Source organism: Streptomyces sp. NPDC100445, assembly GCF_044759735.1.
In the GTDB taxonomy this organism is placed as follows: Bacteria; Actinomycetota; Actinomycetes; order Streptomycetales; family Streptomycetaceae; genus Streptomyces.
The window spans coordinates 159,326-178,752 of the sequence record NZ_JBIVZV010000012.1 but is presented as its reverse complement, the minus strand read 5'-3'; the positions used below and the strand labels follow the sequence as shown (position 1 = coordinate 178,752).

The following is a 19,427-nucleotide window of genomic DNA, read 5'->3' as shown; positions in this document are numbered from 1 at the left end:
CAAAGTACGATGGTGGCACCGCTGTCCACGCGCGTAGAGTCCCCTCGTCCCCCTGTCCCCCCATGTCTGGCACCTCTTCCATGAGCAAAACCGTCGAGACCGAAGGCGCTCTCGAGACCCGCGGCATCGAGCAGGTCCCCGACCACGAGCGCACGGCGAAGACCCGCGAGCTGTTCCCCACCTGGGTCGGCGCCAACATCAGCGTGCTGCTGCTGACCATGGGCGCCAGCCTGGTCGTGGCCTACCACCTGAACATCTGGCAGGCGCTCGTCGTCGCCGTGGCCGCGCCGCTCGTGTCGTACGGACTCGTCGGGCTGATCGGCATCGCGGGCAAGCGGGGCGGCGCGCCCGGCATGGCACTGTCGCGCGCGGTCTTCGGACAGCGCGGCAACCTGCTGCCCGGTTCGCTGATCTGGGTCGCGCGCTGGGGCTGGGAGACGATCAACGCGGTGACCGGCGCCTACGCGATGCTCACCATCCTGGACATCCTGTTCGGCATCAGGGCCAACAGCGTGCTCGACATGGTGATGCTGCTGGGGTTCGTCGTCGCCACGTTCGTGATCTCCGGGCTCGGCATCAACGCCGTGCAGAAGTGCAACAAGTACGCGACCTACCTCTTCGGCGTCTTCTCCGTGCTGGTCCTCGGCTACCTCGTGGCGAACACCGACTGGTCGAAGGTGATGCACCACGGTGCCGGCTCCACGGCCTCCGTGATCACCGGCGTGGGCATGATCGCGGCCGGCGGCGTCAGCTGGATCCCGTCCGCCCCGGACTTCACCCGCTACCTGCCCCGTACGGCGTCCTCGAAGGCGATCGTCGGCACGGCGGTGGGCGGCGCCGGTGTCGTCGTCCTGCCCATGGTCCTGATGGGCGCGGTGATGGCCGTGTCCACGCCCGACCTGGCCTCGGCGACCGACCCGGTCTCCTTCCTCGGCGAGATCCTGCCGACGTGGATCGCGGTGCCGTACCTGGTCATCGCGCTGATCGGCATGCTGCTCATCAACTCGATGTCGATGTACTCGGCGGGCTTCACCGCGCAGACCCTCGGCTTCAAGGTGCCGCGCCACTGGGCCGTCTCGGTCAACGCCGTGATCTCGCTGATCTTCGGCGGCGTGCTGATGCTGGTGGCGACGAGCTTCATGGGCTCCTTCATCGCCTTCCTGTCCCTGCTCGCGGTCGCCTTCTCCGCCTGGGTCGGCGTCTTCGGCGCGGACATGCTGCGCCGCACGGAGTACGACGGCGCGGCCATGGCCGACACCACGCGCACCAGCGCCTACTGGTACCGGGGCGGCTTCTCCCCCGCGGCCGTGGCCGCCTGGGCCGTCGGTCTGCTGTCCGGGCTCATGTTCACCACGTCCGACTGGTTCACCGGCCCGCTCGCGAGGAACAACGTGGTCGGCGAGTACGGCCTCGGCTGGGTCGCGACGATCGTCATCTCCGGTGTGCTGTACCTGGTGCTGCCGAAGCCGGCGGTCGAGCGCCCGGCGGAAGCCGCGCCCGCGCCGGCCGCCGAGGCCGTCACCGTCTGACCGTCACGGCCCACTGTCCCCCTCCACCGAGCATCACCGGAGGGGGACTTCCGCATGCGCCCGCTACGGCACGTGCCGCCGCGTATGCGCTGCCGCGCCGAGACTGGCGTACTGCCGTCAGGGCGCCCGGGCGCGGAACGGAGTCCGGCGGGACTCGGCCGCCACCCCGCCGCGCGCCGGTGCTGACCGGCTGCCGCCAGACACCGCGACCTGCTCCAGCGCGGGTCGGACGATGCACCGCCGGGATGAGGGGGCGAGGGCCTGAGGGGACTTCGCCCCCACTCCGCCGACCCGCGCACCGCGCTGCCGCGCCGATACCGGCCGACTGTCGTCGGGGTGCCCCGAATTCGGTTCGGTCCGGGTCAGGGCAGCGCGCCCAGAGAGACGGACGGACGACGGGGTGCCTCGCTGGGCGCGGAAGGGTGTCCTGCCCCCGCTCCGCGACTGGCTGCGCCCGCGCACCGTGCCGCCCCGCCGGTGCCGGCCGACTGCCAGGGCGTCCTCCACTCTGGCTCGGGGGCAGCGCGCCCAAAGAAAGGGGTGGCGGGGGTGCCACGCCGGGCGCAACGGGGTCCCGGGGCACCTGCGCCGCGCTGCCACCTGCCGCGCCGATGCCGGCCGTCGCCGTCGAGGCGCGCCCGCGCTCTCCGGCCGGGTCGGTGCCTGACGGGACTCCGCCTCGCACTCCGCCGCTCCGCGCACCGTGCCGCCCCGCCGCTGTCGTCCGGGAACCCCCAACCCGGCTTCCGCCCGGGTCGGACGACGCACCGCCGCCCCCGGTCCGGGCGGTGGCCGGGCCGGGGGCGGCGGACGGTACGGGGAGAGGGGCAGCGGGGACTTGGCCCTCCTCCCCGAGTGCGGGGGCTCAGCCCATCTCCTCCAGCGTCTTGCCCTTCGTCTCCTTGACGAACTTGAGGACGAACGGGATCGAGAGCGCGGCGAAGATCGTGTAGATCACGTACGTGCCGGAGAGGTTCCAGTCGGCCAGGGACGGGAAGCTCGCGGTGATGGCCCAGTTGGCGATCCACTGCGCGGCGGCGGCCACGCCGAGCGCGGCGGCGCGGATCCGGTTCGGGAACATCTCGCCGAGGAAGACCCAGACGACCACGCCCCAGGACAGGGCGAAGAAGAGGACGAACACGTGGGCGGCGATCAGGGCGACCCAGCCCTGGGTGGTGGGGAGCTTGCCGCCGACGAGGTCGTAGGAGAACGCCCAGGCCTCCAGCCCGAGGCCCACGACCATGCCGACCGAGCCGATGAGGGCCAGCGGCTTGCGGCCGACGCGGTCGACGAAGATCATCGCGATCACGGTGCCGACGATGTTGATGATCGACGTCGTGAACGAGTAGAGGAACGAGTCCGTCGGGTCGACGCCGACCGACTGCCACAGCGTCGAGGAGTAGTAGAACGCGACGTTGATGCCGACGAACTGCTGGAAGACCGACAGGCCGATACCGATCCAGACGATCGGCTTGAAGAAGAAGCCGCCACCGAGCAGGTCCTTGAACGTGGACTTGTGCTCGCTCTTCATCGCGTGCTCGATCTCGGCGACGCGGGCGTTCAGGTCGATGTCCTTGCCCTCGACCTCGGCGAGGATCTGGCGGGCGCGCTCACGCTTGCCGACGGAGAGCAGGAAGCGGGGGGACTCGGGGATCGCGAAGGACAGCAGGCCGTACAGGACGGCCGGGACGACCATCACACCGAGCATGACCTGCCAGGCCTCCAGGCCCATCAGCTTGCCGCGCTGGTTGCCGCCGGCGGCGTTCAGCAGGCCCCAGTTGACCAGCTGGGAGATGGCGATGCCGATGACGATCGCGGCCTGCTGGAAGGAGCCGAGCCGGCCGCGGTAGGCGGGCGGGGCGACCTCGGCGATGTAGGCCGGGCCGATGACGGAGGCCATGCCGATGGCGAAGCCGCCGACGATGCGCCAGAAGGCGAGGTCCCACAGCGCGAAGGGCAGCGCGGAGCCGACGGCGCTGATGGTGAAGAGGACGGCGGCGATCTGCATGCACCGGATGCGGCCGATCCGGTCGGCTATGCGGCCGGCGGTGGCGGCGCCGATGGCGCAGCCGATCAGGGCGATGGCGATGACCTGGGCGAGGGCCGCCGAACCGACGTCGTAGCGGCTGCGGATCGCCTCGACGGCACCGTTGATGACGGAGCTGTCGTAACCGAACAGGAAACCGCCCATGGCGGCGGCCGCCGCGATGAAGATGACATGCCCGAGATGATCGGGGTGAGCCGTCCTGGCTCCTGACTGAGGTGCCTGCGCTGTGCTGGTCACGGAAAACTCCTCGGGCCGCGGCAACGCTGCCGGGGTGGGGTCGATCCCTTCCAGGTATCCAGTGGGGCACAACTTCACACCACTCACACCTGAAGGTAAAAGCATCGCTGGAGAGACTATGCCTTCAACTTTCGAAGTCAATAGTCGGAAGTGTGTGAGCTTTGAGATACAACTAGGCGCTCCGTGTTCAAGAAGTGAACTCTGCGTCAGTTGATCTTGAAAAAGGGGTCACCGAAGGCGCTGGGAAATGACCTTCGACACACCGTCGCCCTGCATGGAGACGCCGTAGAGGGCGTCGGCCACCTCCATCGTGCGCTTCTGGTGCGTGATCACGATGAGCTGCGAGGCCTCCCGGAGCTCCCGCATGATGCCGATCAGCCGCTGGAGGTTGGTGTCGTCCAACGCGGCCTCGACCTCGTCCATGACGTAGAACGGGCTCGGCCGGGCCTTGAAGATCGACACCAGCAGCGCGACCGCGGTCAGCGACCGTTCACCTCCCGACAGCAGGGAGAGCCGCTTGACCTTCTTGCCCGGCGGACGCGCCTCGACGTCCACACCCGTGGTGAGCATGTTGCCGGGGTCGGTCAGCAGCAGGCGGCCCTCGCCGCCGGGGAACAGCCGCCCGAAGACGCCCTCGAACTCGCGCGCCGTGTCCCGGAAGGCCTCGGTGAAGACCTGTTCGACGCGCTCGTCGACCTCCTTCACCACCTGGAGGAGATCGGTGCGGGTCTTCTTGAGGTCCTCCAGCTGCTCGCTGAGGAACTGGTGCCGCTCCTCCAGCGCCGCGAACTCCTCGAGCGCCAGCGGATTGACCTTGCCCAGTTGCTGGTACGCCCGCTCGGCCGCCCGCAGCCGCTTCTCCTGCTCGGCGCGCACGAACGGGCGCGGCTGGTTGCGGGGGTGCGCGGGGTCGTCCGGCAGCACCTCGCCGTCGGCGGGCAGCGAGGGCGGCACGAGCTGGTCCGGCCCGTACTCGGCCACCAGCCCCTCCGGCTCCACGCCCAGTTCCTCCAGCGCCCTGGACTCCAGCTGCTCGATGCGCAGCCGCTTCTCGGCTCCGAGCACCTCGCCCCGGTGGACGGAGTCCGTCAGCTTGTCCAGTTCGGCCTTCAGTTCGCGTCCGGCGGTCCGGGCGGCGGTCAGCTCCTGCTCACGCAGGGTCCGGGCGGCCTCCGCCGCGGTCCGCTCCTCCTCGGCGCGGGCCAGCGACACCTCGACGTGCGCCAGCAGCTGGCGGGCCCCGGAGGCGACCGCTGCGGCGACGGCCGCCTCGTGCCGCAGCCGGGCCCGGTGCCGTTCGGCTCGCGCGCGTGCCTCGCGTTCGGCGCGGGCCGCGCGGTCCAGCGAGTCGGCCCGTCCGGCGAGGCCCTTGACCCGCTCCTCGTGCGTGCGGACCTGGAGCCGGGCCTCCATCTCGGTCTGCCGCGCGTTGGCACCGTCGGCGGCGAGCCGGTCCCGCACGGCGGTGTCGGGCTCCTCCTCCACCGGCATCTCCTCGGCCACCGCCAACCGTTCGGCCAGCTCCTCGGCCTCCCCCGCGGCCTTCTCCGCCGCCTCCTGCGCGCGGGCGGCGGCGGCCGCGGACCGCTCCGCCTCCCCGGCGGCGCCGCGGGCCTGCCCGGCGAGGCGGCCCAGTTGCTGGGCGATCCCCGACTTCTCCCGGTCGGCGGCCCGGCGCCGCTCCCCCAGCTCCTCCACGAGGGCCGCGGCCGCCGTACGCCGTTCGGCCGCGGCCCGCTGTTCCTCGGCCAGCCCGGCGCAGCGCACCGCCAGTTCCGCCAGCTCGGCGGCGGCCTCGTCCACGGAGGCCCGCACCTCCAGCAGACTGGGCGCGCCGGCCGAACCGCCGTGCGCGAAGTACGCCCCGAGCAGGTCGCCCTCGGCGGTGACGGCGGTCAGCTCCGGACGGGCGCGGACGAGGGTCTCGGCGTCCGCCAGACCGTCCACGACCACGATCCTCCGCAGCAGCCGGCGTACGGCGGGCATGAGGTCCTCGGGGCCACGGACCAGGTCGGCGGCGTGCAGCAGCCCCCCGGAGCGCGCGCCGTGCCGGGCCGCGCCCGCGCCGACGGCGGTCGTGCCGGGCGTGGGCGGGGCGGCGGGGTCCGCCGCGGTGGCGGGCGGCGCCGGGGGCTGCTCCGGGGGGCCGGCCAGCAGGAGGGCCGCGCGGCCGCCGTCCTGCTTGCGCAGCAGGCGCAGCGCCTCGGCCGCCGCCGCCGGGGTCGTGACGGCGACCGCGTCCGCCGCTGCGCCGAACGCGGCGGCGACGGCCGCCTCGTGGCCGGGCGTCACCGTCAGCAGGTCCGCCGCCGGGCCCAGCACCCCGGTCAGCCGGTCCCGTTCCTCGAGCAGGGCGCCGGTGCCGTCTTTGCGCCGGAGGCCGAGCGCCAGCGCCTCGTGACGGGCCTGGGTGGCGGCACGCCGGCGTTCGGCCGCGGTGACCGCCTCGCGGGCGGCACCGAGGACGGTCTCCGCCTCGGCGAGCTGCCGCCTGGCCGTCTCGTGGCGCTCGGCGAGATCCGCGTCGCCGGCGTCGAGGCCGTCGACCTCGGCCTTCAGCGCCTCGTACTCCTCCTGCGCCCGGAGGGCGCGTTCGCGGGCCTCGTCGCGGGCCGTCGCCAGCCGGTCGATCTCGGCCTGTGCGGAGGCGGCGCGCGAGCGGGCGGCGTTGACCTGACCGGACAGCCGGGCCAGGCCCTCGCGGCGGTCGGCGATGGCTCGGGCGGCGTCCTTCAGCCGGCGTTCCTCCGCGGCCAGCTCGCGTTCCAGGCCGGCGCGGTGGGCGACCGTGTCGTCCAGTGCCCGCTGCGCCGCCTCCAGGGCCGCTTCCAGTTCGGCCTCCTGCTCGCGGACGCGGGCGGCCTCGCGTTCCAGGTCCTCGGGGTCACGGCCACGCCGTTCCTCGGGGGGCGCGGAGGTGGCGCTGTGCACGCGGGCGTCGGCCAGGGAGATGGTGCCGCGGACCCGCTCGGCCAGCTGGGACAGCTCGTACCAGGTCTGCTGGGCGCGCTGGAGGCGCGGGGTGAGGCGCCGTACCTCCTCCTCCAGGTGCGCCTCGCGGTGCAGGGCCTTCTTCAGTTCCTGCTCGGCGCTCCCCTTGCGGTCCCGCAGGGCCGCCTCGTCGGCGATCTCGGCCCGCAGGGCCTCGCGCAGGCGCACGAGGTCGTCGGCGAGCAGCCGCAGCCGCGCGTCGCGCAGGTCGGCCTGGATGACGGCGGCCCTGCGCGCGACCGCGGCCTGGCGGCCGAGGGGCTTGAGCTGGCGGCGCAGTTCGTCCGTCAGGTCCTGCACGCGTGCGAGGTTGGCCCGCATCGCGTCCAGTTTGCGCAGCGCCTTCTCCTTGCGCTTGCGGTGTTTGAGGACACCGGCCGCCTCCTCGATGAAGGCGCGGCGGCCCGCCGGATCGGCGTGCAGGACGGAGTCGAGCTGGCCCTGGCCGACGATGACGTGCATCTCGCGGCCGATGCCGGAGTCGGAGAGGAGTTCCTGGACGTCCAGGAGGCGGCAGGTGTCGCCGTTGATCTGGTACTCGCTGCCGCCGTTGCGGAACATGATCCGCGTGATGGTGACCTCGGCGTACTCGATGGGCAGGGCGCCGTCGGAGTTGTCGATGGTCAGGGACACCTCGGCGCGGCCGAGCGGCGGGCGCCCGGTGGTGCCGGCGAAGATGACGTCCTCCATCTTGCCGCCGCGCAGCGATTTGGCGCCCTGCTCGCCCATGACCCAGCTGAGCGCGTCCACGACGTTGGACTTGCCCGAGCCGTTCGGGCCGACGACGCACGTGATCCCGGGTTCGAACCGGAGCGTGGTGGCGGAGGCGAACGACTTGAACCCGCGGAGGGTCAGGGCCTTGAGGTGCACGCCGCTGGACTCTACCCGGCGCCGGTATCTCACTCCACGGACACTCGCAACCCCACGGTTTCGCCATTGAACGGGCCGGGCACACCAGACGTTAAGGGGGTGAAAGGATGCGCGGGGGAAAGAAAGAAGGGACGCCGGAGCGTCCCTTGCAGTTCTGACGGCCGGGTCACAGCCGTCCGATCGACGCGTGCGCCGATCTCATGGTTGATACGGGCAGCCGTTCGCTGCTACCGCTGTCGTGGAGCGATGCAGCTGTCAGGTGAGCGCAGGCTCCGCCTGGTGTGCGTCGATGCTCTCCATGATCCTGTCCTGAGAGGCGGCAGCCGACAGCGCTTCGTTCTCGGCCTGGATCCGTACCAGCTCGGACTCCAGGTCCTGGACGCGCTGCTGCAACCGTCGCATCTCGGCGAGGAGTCGAGGGTCGGAGCCGCCGACGTAACCGAGAAGCGCCTTTGCCATGATGGATGGTCCTCCACACTGAGTGACCGACCGATGCGGTGTGGGTCGTGAGGGATTCGCACCCGCGGTGCTTGGCACATCCGAGTGTTGCCCTGGTGTTGCTCCATGCCAAACAGCTAAGGTGCGCGGGGCTTTCAGCGTCTCACCAAAAAGTTTGACGGTCAACACGATCACGCCCCGTATTGGCGGGCGAACCGGGGCGCGCGACCGGGGAACCGGTGACGCTGCGACTCCTCCGGGCCCTCGGGACGTGGCGGCCAGCAGTACCTGCGGAGCCTGCCACGCCGATCCGTTCTTGGCAACCACCAGGCGGTTTTCGCTTTCGGCGGGCACCCGGAAGGGCCTGCCGGGCCCGCGTCCACCGGTCGTCGCGGAGTGGGCTCAGCGGATCGCGAACCCCGAGTAACCGCCGCGCGGTGTGTCCCAGATCTCGGTGACGCCGTCCACGCGCCCGGGCGTGTCGTTCCCCTGGAGCCAGTCCAGCAGTCCCTCGCAGCGCTCCCGGGCACCCTCCGCCACCACCTGGACCCGGCCGTCGGCCAGATTGAGAGCAAAACCACTCAGGCCGCCGATCTCCAGCGCCCTTGCCCGCGTGAACCAGCGGAAACCCACACCTTGCACGTGTCCACGGACCCAGGCGACCAGTCGTACGTCCTCACTCATGGCTGCAACCTAACCGGCCGGAGTCGTCGGGGACACGCCGTCCCCAGGCGGCATGGGGTACCGTCCGGACCCAATGAAACGCATATGAAACTCACTCGTTCGAGTGAGTCAGGTCGGCCAGGGGGAGTCGCTCGCCGCGGAGCCCGCGACCGGTAGCGGTGCGCGCCGGGCGGGCGCCGGTCGACCGCGAGCACGAGGAAGAGGGCAAGGACATGGGACGCCACCGACGCTCAGCCGCCGGCCGCGCCGCCACGGGCCGCGCCACGGGGGCGGCCGGCACCAGGCCGTCCGGTTCCGGTGACGCCGGCGCCCGGTACCCGGCCGCGGGGGAACGTCCCCGCGGGATCGCCCCCTACCTGAACCCGGAGGCCTACGCCGAGACCACCGCCCGGGCCCAGGCCTACCTGTTCTCGACGGACGACGCCCCCGCACCCACCGCGCCCGAGCACCGGCCGGCCTCGGCCGCGCCCGGCTCCTCCTCCGGCCACCCCGGCGACGGTCCCGCCCTGTCCGCCGGCGGGTCCCACGGCCGGCGCGGCAGGAAGGCCCCCCGGCCGGTACGCACGGGCCTGCTCGGAGTGTCGGCGGCGGTCGCCCTCGGCACGGTCGCGGTGGCCACCGGTGTCGTGCCCGGCCTGGAGCACTACCAGCTCGGCGGCGGCACGCACACCACCGGCGGGGAACGGGTGCAGGCCGTGGCCACGCCGAGCAACACGGCGAGCGAGCAGGGCGGCACCTCGGGCACCGCCGAGAACCGGGACGGCGGCAGCGCGGCCGGGGGCACCGGTCCCTCCCGGTCGCCGGCTCCGTCCGCCTCCGCCTCGCCCTCGAAGCCCACCGCGCCGGCCTCGAAGCCGTCCGCCTCCGCCTCCGATCCCGCCGCGCCCGCCTCGCGGCACGCGGCCCCCCGCACGCCCGCCCCCTCCAGGACGGCCGCCGGGAAGCCGGCCCCGCACACCACGCCCAGGGCGACGCCGTCCACGCCGGCCGAGCCCGGCGGCACTCCGTCGCGTACGGCCACACCGGTGCCGGCCTCCCCGCCGGTGACGGTGTCGGCGGAGACCGCCGCCGCGGCCGAGGTGCTGAAGCTGGTCAACGACGAGCGCGCGAAGGCCGGTCGCAGCCCGCTGGCGGCGAACTCCGCGCTGTCCTCGCTGGCCGAGGGGTTCAGTGACGACATGGCCGCGCGCGGCTTCTTCGACCACACCGACCCGGACGGCCGCACGCCGTGGGACCGGGCCGCGCGGGCCGGGATAACCGACCTCGGCGGCGAGAACATAGCCCGCGGCCAGGCCGACGCGGCGGCCGTGGTCCAGGCGTGGATGGACAGCCCCGGCCACCGCGCCAACATACTGAACCCCGACTTCAAGACCCTCGGCGTCGGTGTGCACCTCGGCCCGGGCGGCCCGTGGTGGACGCAGGACTTCGGCTTCTGAGCCAATCGTAGGTCAGCGCCGTATGAGGTCTCCTGGGTCGTCTCAGGGCCGTCGGCGGTGGCCGAGTCGCCCCAGGACCGACGCGCAGAAGTGCCGTAGCGCGTGCATGCCGTCCCGTCCGGGAGGCAGGCATGACGGGCATGAGGTCGGAGCACCTCGTGGCTGGGACGGTCGCATGCGCGGCGTGCATGATGGCGCGGTGCAAACAGCCGGCGATCAAGCGCGGACGGCGGGGGAACCGTGGCATACCGACTCAGCTTCTTCTGTCGCTCCGGAGAAGAGAGGGGCGACCAGGCGCTCGATCGCCTGCTCGACCACCTGCTGGAGAGCGGCGACGGTCTGTGGGGCGAGGCGTTGGGGCCGTTCGGGGACTCGGTGGCCGCGTTCAGGCTCGGCACTGGCAGCAGTGGCGGCCTCGGCCCGGTCGCGGACCTGTTGACGTTGGAAGTACATGTTGGCGTGGCCGAGATCGCGGAGTCCGTGATCGCCGCATCGCCCGATGACGAATGGGGCATCTGGGGATGCGACCTGCTTGCCACCGTCACCCTCAGCGGGGACAACCCGGACCGGGCTCTGCTGCACCGCATATGGACCGCTGTGGTGAGCCTGTGGAGAGCGGTTCCGTGGGACGAATCCTCCGGTTTCGAGATCACTGCCAGCGCACCCCCGGGGCTAACCAGCGGTTAGCGCAACCTGTTGGTGGTCGCTGTGCTCGCGTACGCTGGTGGGATGAGCGGTACGAGCGCCACCACGAAGGACGCCGCCCGGGACGACGAGGACCTCGCCTACGACGTCTTCGCCAGGGCCTGCCCGTCGCGCGGCACGCTGGAGCACGTCACCGGCCGCTGGGGCGGGCTGACGCTCGGCGCGCTGTACGAGGGTTCGCTGCGCTTCAACGAGCTGCGCCGCCGCGTCGACGGGGTCAGCGAGAAGATGCTGTCCCAGACGCTGCACGCGCTGGAGCGCGACGGGCTGGTGCACCGCGAGGCCCAGCCGACCAACCCGCCCCGCGTGGACTACGAACTGACCCCCCTGGGCCGCCGGGTCACCGAGCGGCTGCTCGCGCTCATCCACTGCGTGGAGGGCGCGATGGACGACGTGCTGGCGGCGCGGTCGGCGTACGACGGCCGGCGGCAGGTGTAAGTCGCGGGACGGCCGGGGCCGTCAGCCCGGGCCGGGCGCGTCGGGGCGGGGCGGCCGCTGGCAGACCGGGCAAAAGTAGCTGGAGCGGTTCATCCAGGGGCGGCGGCGGATGGGGGTGCCGCAGCGGCGGCACGGCTCGCCCTCGCGGCCGTACGCGTCCAGGGAGCGGTCGAAGTAGCCGGACTCGCCGTTGACGTTGACGTACAGGCTGTCGAAGCTGGTGCCGCCGACCGCGAGGGCCGCGTTCATCACGTCCCTGACGTGGCCGAGCAGTCCGGCGGTGGCCGGGCGGGTGAGGCGGGCCGTCGGGCGCTCGTAGTGGATGCGGGAGCGCCACAGCGCCTCGTCCGCGTAGATGTTGCCCACGCCGCTGATCAGCGACTGGTCCAGCAGGGCCCGTTTGACGGTGGTCCGCTTGCGGCGCAGCGCCTGGTGGAAGGCCTCGTCGTCGAAGAGCGGGTCCAGGGGGTCGCGGGCGATGTGCGCGATGACGTCGGGCAGGCCGTCGGGCGTGTTGTCGTGCAGCGACAGGCCGCCGAAGGTCCGCTGGTCGACGAAGCGGAGTTCGGTGCCGAGGGAGTCGGCGAACCGGACACGGACCCGCAGGTGCTTCTCGTCGGGCGCCGTGTGCGGCTGGACCAGCAGCTGGCCGCTCATGCCCAGGTGGGCGAGGACCGACTGGTGCGTCTCCTCCAGCGGCAGCCACAGATACTTGCCGCGCCGGCGCGGGACGCCGATGTGGTGGCCCTTGAGCCGGTGCGCGAAGTCGTCGGAACCGGCCAGGTGCCGGCGGACGGCTCGCGGGTGGAGCACCTCGGCCTCGGCGACGGTGCGGTGGGCGACCCAGCGTTCCAGGCCACGCCGGACGACCTCTACTTCGGGCAGCTCGGGCACGGGGCTCCTCGGGCGGATCTGCCGGCGGCGGCGTGCCGCCGGGACGGACCGAGCGCCCGCCCCGTGCAGACGGGACGGGCGCTCGGGTGGTGCTCTGTCAGGCGGTGGCGGACGACGTGTCGCCGTCCTTCACAGCATCCGCGACGGCCTGTTCGGCCGCCTTGGCGCGCTCGTCCGCGGCGGCCCGGATGGACCGCCAGGCGGACTCGGCGGCCTGCTGCTCCGCCTCCTTCTTGCTGCGGCCGGTGCCGGTGCCGTACGAGACGCCTCCGACGCGGGCAGCAGCAGTGAAGACCTTCTCGTGATCGGGGCCGGTCTCCGTGACCAGGTACTCGGGCACGCCGAGTCCCTCGATCGCGGTCAGCTCCTGTAGGGACGTCTTCCAGTCCAGGCCCGCGCCCAGATTGGAGGACTTCTCGATCAGCGGGTCGAAGAGCCGGTGCACCAGCTCGGACGCCGCGTCGAGTCCCTGATCGAGGTAGACCGCGCCGATCACCGCTTCCAGGGTGTCGGCGAGGATGGACGCCTTGTCCCGGCCGCCCGTGCCCTCTTCACCACGGCCGAGCCGGATGAAGGCGCCCAGGTCGAGGCCGCGCCCCACCTCCGCCAGCGCACGAGAGTTGACCACCGCGGCCCGCAACTTGGCCAGCTGGCCTTCGGGCAGGTCGGGGTGGATGCGGTACAGCGTGTCCGTGACGACGAGGCCGAGCACGGAGTCCCCGAGGAACTCCAGCCGCTCGTTCGTCGGCAGACCGCCGTTCTCGTACGCATAGGAACGGTGGGTCAGCGCGCGCACCAGAAGGGCGGACTCGAGCCGGTAGCCGAGCCGCCCTTCCAGAAGCGCGTGGGACGAGGCCTGATTGTCCACTTTCTTCTTGGCGGAAGCGTCCGCCTTGACGTCCTTCTTCGGACTGGACACAGTGCCTCTCACCAGCCCGCTCAGACTTCGAGGACCTGGCGCTTGTTGTAGGTGCCGCAAGACGGGCACGCGATGTGCTGCTGCTTGGGCTCGTGGCAGCGCTCGCACGCAACCAGGGTGGGGACCGCAGCCTTCCACTGCGACCGGCGGTGGCGCGTGTTGCTGCGCGACATCTTCCGCTTCGGAACAGCCACGGCTACTTCTCCTGCTTCTCGTCGACGCGCGCTGATCGAGTCGCGTCGCCGCTCATCTCGTCCTTCTCGCCGTCCGTCGTCGAACCGGCGAGTCCCTGCAATGCCGCCCAACGGATGTCGACGGCGTCATGGTGGTGGTCCGGGTCGTCCGCGAGCCGTACTCCGCACTGGGAGCACAGGCCGGGGCAGTCGTCCTGGCACACCGGCTGCATCGGCAGTGCGAGCACCACCGCATCGCGCAGCACGGTTTCGAGGTCGATCAGACCGTCCTCGACGTAGAGCCTGTCCTCGTCGTCCTCGGCGTCGTCGCCCGGTTCCGCGATCACGCGGCCCCGGTCGTCGGCGTCAGGGTACGAGAACATCTCCTGGAAGTCCGCTTCGAGCTCCAGCTCGACCGGCTCCAGACACCTTACGCACTCCCCCTCGGCGGTCGCACGGGCGGTGCCTGTGACGAGCACACCGTCCATGACGGACTCGAGGCGGAGTTCGAGTTCCACCGGGGCGCCCTGCGGCACTCCGATGACCCCCTGGATGCCGAGATCCCTGGGGGCGTCGACCTCGCGGGTGAGGCGCTTGAGCGCACCAGGACGCCGACCCAGCTCGTGCGTGTCGATCACGAGGGGGTTGCGGTGGTCGAGGCGTGCGTGAGGAGCCATTCCTGCTTTCGATCTGTGAACTCGGAGGGACACCGCCCGTTGGTGTCGCGGGCAGCGCTGATCGCGGACATACACGCGACCGAAGAGCCAGGATACTGGACCTTTCGCTCAGGGCCCAATCCGGGCCGGTCACATACCCCGGCCCTGCTCGTACGCCCGCAGCTGCTCGGCGCTGATCATGCCGGTGTCGAAGAGGCTCGTCTCGTCCAGCGCGTAGTCCTGCTGGGGCTGTTGCTGGTGCGGCTGCTGCTGATGCTGCTCTTGTTGCTGGTGCTGCTGGTGTTGCTGCTGCGGGTCGTAGGCGGCCTGCTGGGGGTCGTACCCCTGGTAGGCGTACGGGTCGGCCTGCTGGTAGCCGTAGGGGTCGGGCTGCGGCGCGTACTCCGGCTGCCGCGGGAACCCGGCGTACGGGTCCTGCTGCGGCTCGGCGGGGGCCGCCGCCGCGGGCGCGTAGCCGGACGAGGCGGGGTAGGCGGGCTGCTGCTCGTACGACGGCTCGGGCTGCCGCTGGGCCGCGCGGTCGCGGTCGCTGTCCGCGAGGGCCGCGAGGTCGGCGAGGTAGTCCGCGTCGCTGGAGTGCTGGAAGGTCGTGGTGTCGTCCGCGAGGGCGCCGAGATCGTCGGTGGCGATCCGGCCGTGCAGTTTCTGCCGGCCGCGGCCGACGGCCTCCAGGGTCTTGGCGAGGACCGCCTCGAAGGCGCCCAGCTTGACGTCGACGTAGGCGTCGGCGTCCTGGCGCAGTCTCTGCGGGTCCTGGCTGCGCTCGGGGGCGTCCTCGTCCTCGTAGCCGTTCTCGTCCAGGCCGGGCCCGGTGCCGAGCAGTTTCTCGCGGCCCCGGCCGACCGAGCCGAGGGTCTTGGTGAGGACGACCTCGAAGTTGGCGAGCTTGGAGTCGACGTAGTCGTCGGCCTCGGCGCGGATCTCCTCGGCCTCCTGGCGGGCCTCGGCGAGGATCCGGTCGGCCTCGGCCTGGGACCGGCGGGCGATCTCGGTGTCGGAGATCAGCGAACCCCGCTCGGCGTGCGCGTCGCCGATGATGCGCTCGGCCTCCAGCCGGGCCTGCTCGACCAGCTGCTCGCGGTCGCCGATCAGTTCCCGCGCCTGCGCGAGGGAGCCGGGCAGCGCCTGGCGGACCTCTTCGAGCAGCGCGAGCAGTTCGGCGCGGTTGACCACGCAGGACGCCGACATGGGCATGCCCCGGGCGCCGGAGACCGTGGAGACGATCTCGTCGAGCTTCTTCTGCACGTCCACCTGTGCTCGCCACTTCCTGGAACCGGGTTGGAGACGGACGGGACGACTGTAGTCCTATCAGCCCTTGGCGAGGCGCTCGTTCAGCGCCGACAGGACCGGGGCCGGCACCAGGTGGGAGACGTCGCCGCCCCAGGCCGCGACCTCCTTCACCAGGGAGGAGGAGAGGAAGCTGTAGGTCGGGTTGGTGGGCACGAACAGCGTTTCGACGCCGGTGAGGCCGATGTTCATCTGGGCCATCTGGAGTTCGTAGTCGAAGTCGCTGACGGCGCGCAGGCCCTTGACGATGGCGGGGATGTCGCGCTCCTTGCAGAAGTCGACGAGGAGGCCGTGGAACGCCTCCACGCGGACGTTGGCGTACTCGGAGGTGACCTCGCGGATCAGCTCGATCCGCTCCTCGATCTCGAACAGGCCCTTCTTCGACTTGTTGATCATCACCGCGACGTAGACCTCGTCATAGAGACGGGAGGCTCGGGCGATGATGTCGAGATGTCCGTTGGTGATCGGGTCGAACGACCCGGGACAGACGGCGCGGCGCACTTGTGATCCCTCGCTCTCCGGTCCGGTCATCGTGCGTCTTCGCACGTAGAGGCGGCGCGACCGTACCAAAACGTTCCCTCGCCGTAGCGACGGGACCGGAGCGCCTCGAAGCCGTCCGGCCAGTGGAATTCACCGCCTCTGGTGCTGCGCTCCACGGTGACGAGCGCTTCGGCGGCGAGCCAGCCCTCCGAGCGGAGTGTGAGGAGGATCTCCCGAAGATCGTCGTCCGTGACGGCGTACGGGGGGTCCAGGAAGACCAGGTCGTACGGCGCGGCCGGGGGCGAGGTGCGGACGACCTGTTCGGCCTTGCCGGCGCGCACCTCGGCGCCGGGGAGCCCGAGGGTGCGCACGTTCTCCCGGACGGTTCTGGCGGCGCGGGCGTCCGCCTCGACCAGCAGGGCGTGGCCCGCGCCGCGGGAGAGGGCCTCCAGGCCCACGGCGCCCGAGCCGGCATAGAGGTCGAGGACACGCTCCCCGTCCAGCGGGCCGCCGAGCAGGGACTGCCAGGTGGAGAAGAGGCCCTCGCGCGCGCGGTCCGAGGTCGGCCGGGTTCCGGTGCCGGGCGGTACCGAGAGGCGACGGCCGCCGGCCGCGCCGGCGATCACGCGGGTCATGTGGGGTGTCCTTCTTGGTCGGCGGCGTTCGGGATCAGTCTCGCAGGCCACGCGAACGACCGCGGGGCGGTACGCCCAGGCGTCCGTCGTTCCCGAGCTGCCGGGTCGGGGCGCGAGTTCCGGTGCCGGGCGCCACACGGCGGGGCCACGGCGGGCTGCGGCGAGCGACGGGGCGGTGCGGACGGGCTGCCGGGCGCCACCTGCGCCGTCGCGGGGCGACGCGCCTGAGGTCTGCCGGTCCTGAACCGGCCGGGTCAGGGCGCGAGTCCGGTGCCGGGCGCCGCACCGTGGACGGGGCGCCAGCGGAGCCCCGGTGCCACCTGCGTTGTCGCGGGTCGGCGCGCCCGGGGTCCGTCGTTCAGGAGCCGACCGGGTCAGGGCCCACGTCCCGGTGCAGGACGTCGTACGGCGAGCGACGACAAAACGGCCAGGAGCGGCACCGAGCGCCTTGCGCACCGCCGCCGGGTCGACGCCCTGGGGTCCGTAGTCCCGAGCCCGCCGGGTCGGGGCTCGGGTCCCGGCTGACGTCATACGACGGGCGGGGCCCCACGGCGAGGCGCGGCACCGGGCGCCGTCCGCGCCGCCGCCCGACGGCGCCCCTGGGGTCCGCCGTTCCCGAACCGGCCGGGTCGGGACCCGGGTCCCGGTGCCGGACGGCGTACGGGGGCGCCACGGCGAGGCGCGGAAGCGGGCCCGCGAGCCCGGCCCCGCCCGGACTGGCCCGGTGAGGAGAACTCAGCCCTTCTCCAGGTACTGCTCGCGTTCCTCGTCCAGGAGGGCGTCCAGGGCTGTGCGGAGGCCGGGGAGGCGTTCCAGGCCTGGGTCGGTGGCCACCAGGGCCGTGGCCTCCTGGCGGGCCTCGGCGATGACCTCCTCGTCCTCGATGACCGCGAGGACCCGCAGGCTGGAGCGGGCGCCGGACTGGGCCTGGCCGAGGACGTCGCCCTCACGGCGCTGTTCGAGGTCGATGCGGGACAGCTCGAAGCCGTCGAGGGTGGCGGCGACCGCGTCCAGCCGGCGGCGGGCGTCGGCGGCCTCGGGCATCTCGGTGACCAGGAGGCACAGGCCGGGTGCGGAGCCGCGGCCGACCCGGCCGCGCAGCTGGTGGAGCTGGGAGACGCCGAAGCGGTCGGCGTCCATGATGACCATCGCCGTGGCGTTGGGGACGTTGACGCCGACCTCGATGACGGTGGTGGCCACCAGGACGTTCGTCTCGCCGGCGGCGAAGCGGCGCATCACGGCGTCCTTGTCGTCCGGGTGCATGCGGCCGTGGAGGACCTCCACGGTGAGGCCCTGGAGGGGCCCGCGGGCCAGGTCGGCGGCCACCTCCAGGACGGCGAGCGGCGGACGCCTGTCGGCCTCGTCGCCGGCGGGTTTCTTCGCGCCGCCCTTCCCGGCTCCCGCCTCCTCGTCGTCGCCGATGCGGGGGCAGACGACGTACGCCTGGTGGCCGCCGGCCACCTCCTCGCGGACCCGTTCCCAGGCGCGGGCCAGGAAGTGGGGCTTGTCGGCGGCGGGGACGACATGGGTGGCGATCGGGGAGCGGCCGGCCGGGAGCTGGTCCAGGACGGAGGTCTCCAGGTCGCCGAAGACGGTCATGGCGACCGTGCGCGGGATGGGGGTGGCCGTCATGACCAGCAGGTGCGGGGGCTGCTTGCCCTTGCCGCGCAGGGCGTCGCGCTGCTCCACGCCGAAGCGGTGCTGTTCGTCCACCACGACCAGGCCCAGGTCGTGGAACTGGACGCGGTCCTCGATCAGGGCGTGGGTGCCGATGACGATGCCGGCCTCGCCGGTGGCGAGGTCGAGCAGGGCGCGGCGGCGGGCCGCGGTGCCCATGGAGCCGGTGAGCAGGACGACCTTGGTGGCGTGGTCGGCGCCGCCCAGCATGCCGCCCTCGGCGAGTTCGCCCATCATCTCGGTGATGGAGCGGTGGTGCTGCTGGGCGAGGACCTCGGTGGGGGCGAGCAGCGCCGCCTGGCCGCCGGAGTCGACCACGGCGAGCATGGCGCGCAGGGCGACCATCGTCTTGCCGCTGCCCACCTCGCCCTGGAGCAGGCGGTGCATCGGGTGGTCGGTGGCGAGGTCGGCGAAGATCTCCTGGGAGACCTTCAGCTGGCCCTCGGTGAGGGTGAAGGGCAGGCGGTCGTCGAAGGCGGCGAGGATGCCGTCCGGGGCGGGCACGCGGGGCACGGCGGCGAGCTGGCTGTCGGCGTGGCGGCGGCGGGCCAGGGCGACCTGGAGGACGAAGGCCTCGTCCCATTTCAGGCGGGCGCGGGCGTCGGCGACGTCGGCCCTGGTGTGCGGGCGGTGGATCTTGAGCAGGGCCTCGGGGAGGGGCAGCAGGCCACGGCCGGCGCGCAGGGTGTCCGGGAGCGGGTCGAGGGCCTCCCCGGCGCTGGGCAGGACCGTCTGCACCGCCTTGCCGATCTTCCAGGACTCCAGCTTGGCGGTGGCCGGGTAGAGGGGGATGAGGGCGCCGGCCCAGGTCTCGACCGCCTCCTCCCCGTCCTCGCCGTCGCCGCGGAGCAGTTCGTAGGCCGGATGGGCGAGCTGGAGGCGCCGGTTGAAGACGGAGACCTTGCCGGCGAACAGCGCGCGGGTGCCCGGCAGCAGCTCCTTGTGCGGCTTGTGGACGCCGTTGCCGAAGAAGACCAGCTGGAGCCGGCCGCTGCCGTCGGTGATCGTGACCTCGAGGCGCTGGCCCTTGCCGCGGGGGGCCTTTGCGGAGGCGAAGGTGTGCAGGCGGGCGTCGGCGACCTGGGCGACCACCGTGACGTGCTCGTCCATGGGGAGGTCGGCGAGGTGGGTGAGCTGGCCCCGCTCCTCGTACCTGCGCGGGTAGTGGTGGAGCAGGTCGCCGACGGTGTGCAGGCCGAGGTGCTCGGCCATCACCTTCGCGGTGGCGGGGCCGAGCACTGACTTGAGGGGCTGCTTCAGTGGTTCTTCCAGTGCGGGCACGGGATCCATTGCACACCACGCCACCGACA

16 protein-coding genes are annotated in these 19,427 nt (G+C 72.3%); 4 read left to right on the top strand and 12 right to left on the bottom strand.

Annotated features, from left to right (window positions below; genetic code table 11):
• Positions 1 to 80: 80 nt before the first annotated feature.
• Positions 81 to 1,529, top strand: a complete 1,449-nt coding sequence (locus ACIQVT_RS26755) for a cytosine permease (protein ID WP_403759114.1) — start codon at positions 81 to 83, stop codon at positions 1,527 to 1,529.
• Between the two features lie 865 nt (positions 1,530 to 2,394).
• On the opposite strand, the gene ACIQVT_RS26750 is transcribed toward ACIQVT_RS26755, so the two are convergent.
• The 4 genes from ACIQVT_RS26750 to ACIQVT_RS26735 form a co-directional block, all read right to left on the bottom strand.
• Positions 2,395 to 3,813, bottom strand: a complete 1,419-nt coding sequence (locus ACIQVT_RS26750; RefSeq protein ID WP_403759111.1) for a sugar porter family MFS transporter — start codon at positions 3,811 to 3,813, stop codon at positions 2,395 to 2,397.
• Between the two features lie 228 nt (positions 3,814 to 4,041).
• A complete protein-coding gene (smc, locus tag ACIQVT_RS26745) occupies positions 4,042 to 7,674 on the bottom strand; it encodes a chromosome segregation protein SMC (protein ID WP_403759108.1) in 3,633 nt (1,210 codons plus the stop codon).
• Between the two features lie 255 nt (positions 7,675 to 7,929).
• Positions 7,930 to 8,133, bottom strand: coding sequence for a hypothetical protein (locus tag ACIQVT_RS26740; protein ID WP_031167290.1), 204 nt, complete (start codon positions 8,131 to 8,133; stop codon positions 7,930 to 7,932).
• A gap of 381 nt (positions 8,134 to 8,514) precedes the next feature.
• Positions 8,515 to 8,796 (bottom strand): acylphosphatase, encoded by a 282-nt coding sequence (locus tag ACIQVT_RS26735; RefSeq protein WP_403759105.1) that lies wholly within the window; start codon positions 8,794 to 8,796, stop codon positions 8,515 to 8,517.
• A gap of 212 nt (positions 8,797 to 9,008) precedes the next feature.
• Between ACIQVT_RS26735 and ACIQVT_RS26730 the strand changes: the two genes are divergently transcribed.
• The 3 genes from ACIQVT_RS26730 (at position 9,009) to ACIQVT_RS26720 (ending at position 11,375) form a co-directional block, all read left to right on the top strand.
• Positions 9,009 to 10,232 carry a CAP domain-containing protein gene (locus ACIQVT_RS26730; protein WP_403759102.1) on the top strand — a complete coding sequence of 408 codons (1,224 nt, stop codon included), beginning with the start codon at positions 9,009 to 9,011 and terminating at the stop codon, positions 10,230 to 10,232.
• 240 nt (positions 10,233 to 10,472) lie between these two features.
• A complete protein-coding gene (locus ACIQVT_RS26725; protein WP_403759099.1) occupies positions 10,473 to 10,919 on the top strand; it encodes a hypothetical protein in 447 nt (148 codons plus the stop codon).
• A 42-nt stretch (positions 10,920 to 10,961) separates the two neighbouring features.
• Positions 10,962 to 11,375 carry a winged helix-turn-helix transcriptional regulator gene (locus ACIQVT_RS26720; RefSeq protein WP_403759096.1) on the top strand — a complete coding sequence of 138 codons (414 nt, stop codon included), beginning with the start codon at positions 10,962 to 10,964 and terminating at the stop codon, positions 11,373 to 11,375.
• A 21-nt stretch (positions 11,376 to 11,396) separates the two neighbouring features.
• Here ACIQVT_RS26720 and mutM read toward each other — a convergent pair whose 3' ends face one another.
• From mutM to recG, 8 genes are all read right to left on the bottom strand, one after another.
• Positions 11,397 to 12,269 (bottom strand): bifunctional DNA-formamidopyrimidine glycosylase/DNA-(apurinic or apyrimidinic site) lyase, encoded by an 873-nt coding sequence (mutM, locus tag ACIQVT_RS26715; RefSeq protein WP_403759093.1) that lies wholly within the window; start codon positions 12,267 to 12,269, stop codon positions 11,397 to 11,399.
• A gap of 97 nt (positions 12,270 to 12,366) precedes the next feature.
• Positions 12,367 to 13,200 carry a ribonuclease III gene (gene rnc / locus ACIQVT_RS26710; protein WP_403759090.1) on the bottom strand — a complete coding sequence of 278 codons (834 nt, stop codon included), beginning with the start codon at positions 13,198 to 13,200 and terminating at the stop codon, positions 12,367 to 12,369.
• Positions 13,201 to 13,208: 8 nt separating this feature from the next.
• Positions 13,209 to 13,382, bottom strand: a complete 174-nt coding sequence (rpmF, locus tag ACIQVT_RS26705; RefSeq protein ID WP_003951102.1) for a 50S ribosomal protein L32 — start codon at positions 13,380 to 13,382, stop codon at positions 13,209 to 13,211.
• Between the two features lie 2 nt (positions 13,383 to 13,384).
• Positions 13,385 to 14,038 carry a YceD family protein gene (locus ACIQVT_RS26700; RefSeq protein WP_403759087.1) on the bottom strand — a complete coding sequence of 218 codons (654 nt, stop codon included), beginning with the start codon at positions 14,036 to 14,038 and terminating at the stop codon, positions 13,385 to 13,387.
• A 129-nt stretch (positions 14,039 to 14,167) separates the two neighbouring features.
• Entirely contained in the window at positions 14,168 to 15,289 is a 1,122-nt protein-coding gene (locus ACIQVT_RS26695) for an ATP synthase F0 subunit B (protein ID WP_403759084.1), read from the bottom strand.
• Between the two features lie 57 nt (positions 15,290 to 15,346).
• Positions 15,347 to 15,826 (bottom strand): pantetheine-phosphate adenylyltransferase, encoded by a 480-nt coding sequence (gene coaD / locus ACIQVT_RS26690; RefSeq protein WP_403759467.1) that lies wholly within the window; start codon positions 15,824 to 15,826, stop codon positions 15,347 to 15,349.
• Positions 15,827 to 15,852: 26 nt separating this feature from the next.
• Positions 15,853 to 16,440, bottom strand: coding sequence for a 16S rRNA (guanine(966)-N(2))-methyltransferase RsmD (gene rsmD / locus ACIQVT_RS26685; RefSeq protein ID WP_403759081.1), 588 nt, complete (start codon positions 16,438 to 16,440; stop codon positions 15,853 to 15,855).
• A gap of 735 nt (positions 16,441 to 17,175) precedes the next feature.
• The gene (gene recG / locus ACIQVT_RS26680; RefSeq protein ID WP_403759078.1) at positions 17,176 to 19,407 is read right to left on the bottom strand and encodes an ATP-dependent DNA helicase RecG; all 2,232 of its coding nucleotides are present in this window, start codon (positions 19,405 to 19,407) and stop codon (positions 17,176 to 17,178) included.
• Positions 19,408 to 19,427 lie beyond the last annotated feature (20 nt).

Coding starts and splice junctions, on each gene's coding strand:
- ACIQVT_RS26755 (WP_403759114.1), top strand. CDS start 81: ATGAGCAAAACCGTCGAGACCGAAGGCGCTCTCGAGACCCGCGGCATC.
- recG (WP_403759078.1), bottom strand. CDS start 19,407: ATGGATCCCGTGCCCGCACTGGAAGAACCACTGAAGCAGCCCCTCAAG.
- ACIQVT_RS26740 (WP_031167290.1), bottom strand. CDS start 8,133: ATGGCAAAGGCGCTTCTCGGTTACGTCGGCGGCTCCGACCCTCGACTC.
- ACIQVT_RS26720 (WP_403759096.1), top strand. CDS start 10,962: ATGAGCGGTACGAGCGCCACCACGAAGGACGCCGCCCGGGACGACGAG.
- ACIQVT_RS26735 (WP_403759105.1), bottom strand. CDS start 8,796: ATGAGTGAGGACGTACGACTGGTCGCCTGGGTCCGTGGACACGTGCAA.
- rsmD (WP_403759081.1), bottom strand. CDS start 16,440: ATGACCCGCGTGATCGCCGGCGCGGCCGGCGGCCGTCGCCTCTCGGTA.
- ACIQVT_RS26700 (WP_403759087.1), bottom strand. CDS start 14,038: ATGGCTCCTCACGCACGCCTCGACCACCGCAACCCCCTCGTGATCGAC.
- ACIQVT_RS26730 (WP_403759102.1), top strand. CDS start 9,009: ATGGGACGCCACCGACGCTCAGCCGCCGGCCGCGCCGCCACGGGCCGC.